1 protein-coding gene and 1 pseudogene are annotated in these 2,125 nt (G+C 43.6%); one reads left to right on the top strand and one right to left on the bottom strand.

Translation table 11 applies throughout. From position 1 onward, the window contains the following. Nucleotides 1–840: pseudogene (locus tag EKM76_RS13165) on the top strand (oxaloacetate decarboxylase subunit alpha); the annotation flags it as partial. A 57-nt stretch (nt 841–897) separates the two neighbouring features. Here the strand turns inward: EKM76_RS13165 and citC are convergent. Continuing rightward, entirely contained in the window at nt 898–1,944 is a 1,047-nt protein-coding gene (gene citC / locus EKM76_RS13160; protein ID WP_125551008.1) for a [citrate (pro-3S)-lyase] ligase, read from the bottom strand. Nucleotides 1,945–2,125 lie beyond the last annotated feature (181 nt).

Below are 2,125 nucleotides of genomic sequence, written 5' to 3'. Positions count from 1 at the left end.
TATCAGTTAGTCAGTGAGATCAAAGCCGCAGTCGATCTACCGTTAGAGGTCCATACCCATGCGACTAGTGGCATCTCCGAAATGACTTACTTGAAATCCGTTGAAGCAGGCGCCGATATTATCGATACGGCGATCTCCTCATTTTCTGGTGGCACCAGTCAGCCCAGTACAGAATCAATGGCCATCGCTTTAGAAGGGCTCGGCTACCAGACTAACTTAGATATCAACAAGTTATCTAAGATCGCCGAACACTTTAACCCGGTGCGCGACCGTTTCCGTCAAGCTGGCTTATTGAACCCTAAAGTTAAGGACACAGAGCCACGGACGTTACTGTATAAAGTACCGGGTGGCATGTTGTCGAACTTGCTCAATCAGTTAAAAGAACAAGGCTTGGAAGATAAATATCAAGCTGTATTAGAAGAAGTGCCGCATGTGCGCGCTGATCTAGGCTATCCGCCATTAGTCACGCCGTTATCACAAATGGTGGGCACTCAAGCCGTCATGAACGTGATCAGTGGCGAACGCTACAAGTTGGTCCCTAAAGAGATCAAAGACTACGTGAAGGGCTATTATGGCCGACCACCTGTGCCGGTCTCTGACGCGATCCGCCACAAGATCATTGGCGACGACCCTGACGTGATCACGGTGCGGCCAGCCGATCTGATCGCGCCACAAATGGTCAATTATCGCAAAGAAATTGGTCAATACGCCCATTCAACTGAAGATGTGTTGATGTATGCGTTGTTCCCCGAACAAGCCAAAGATTTCTTAGGCCGGCGGGAAGATCCATTTTACGACGTTCCCACGCAGCTCGTTGAGGTAACGATCGACGTTGACTAAATAATCAGAATACAATAACCCCCCTAATTGAAGTTAATTAGGGGGGTATTGTATTTATTAATAATGAACGATCTGCGTGCTTTGCTTAATTTTAGCGATAATTGCCTTTCCTGCCACCGTTTGGAAGAAATCATAAGTTGACTGTGGCACCATCCGTTTCACAGTCGCCAGATTATCTTCTTTTAATGCCAAGCGAATTTTTGAAGCACTGATCACCTCATCAGCTACCTGGCGCCGTGGAATCACGTGACAGGTAATACCAACCTGAGCTAATTTTTCAACCATAATTTCGTTGTAAATCCGCGTTACTTGACTGTATGGCTCTTCGCCAACATAACGGCTAGTCAGATCTAAGCGCTGGGCAATTTTAATAAACAATTCGATATCTAATGCGGCCTGCGTACGGATCACCGTGTCATCATCCTTCAAAAAATAACTAGGAAACGTTGAATTACTGATAATGTACGGTCCTGTAGTGTGGTAAACAATGTTATCTAAATGCGCGGTACCTTGTTCCACCAATTGCTTTCGGACTGCGAAAGGAATTAGGCTAGCGTCTTCACTAACAATGAAAAGGTGGACTAAATCGTTTTCTGCACTAGCTTTTTCAATCAGATACTGATGGCCTAACGAAAATGGATTGGCGTTGACCACTATACTCGTAATTTTTCCAGCTGTTTGTTGTGGTTTTTCCAGTTGATCCAAGTAATTAGAAAAACCAGCTGCTTCGTTTTCCAAAAAAACTAATTTATCAGCCACCTGAGCAATTGCGGTAAAGCCTAAATCCTTAAAGAACGGCGCTGATTTAACTTTAGTATAAACAAATAAATGCGTATTGCCGCGCTGAAATTGTACGCTGATCAGGTGGCTAACTAAGGTATTCATCAGTCCTTCACCTTGGTGATCATCGCGAATGGCGAGGCAGCGTAACGTGTTGCCAAAACAGCTGCCGGTTCCGACTAGTTCATCGTTAGTATCAAAAACACCACACGTATAATCTAGATTTTTATCGCGGTTGATGCCTTCTGTCTGCAATAGCGCATCAACTAATTGATTGCGCTCCTTTTCAGTTGGGTAGATCTCAGAAATACGATAATCATTCATTTTAAACCCTCCCTTTTTCGATATCACTTAATAAACGCGCGTTTTATAATCAAGTTAGCCAATTAGATCCAGCTAATTGAAAAAATAAAAAACACCAAGACAAATCTCTGTTATCATTGATGTTCCAACACAAACAATGAAAGAGGTTATTGTCTTGATGCAAGAACAGAATACCACAGTC

The organism is Loigolactobacillus zhaoyuanensis, from assembly GCF_003946385.1.
GTDB classification, from domain to species: domain Bacteria; phylum Bacillota; class Bacilli; order Lactobacillales; family Lactobacillaceae; genus Loigolactobacillus; species Loigolactobacillus zhaoyuanensis.
The sequence above is the reverse complement of the archived record's forward strand: the minus strand, read 5'-3'. Positions and strand labels throughout refer to the sequence as shown.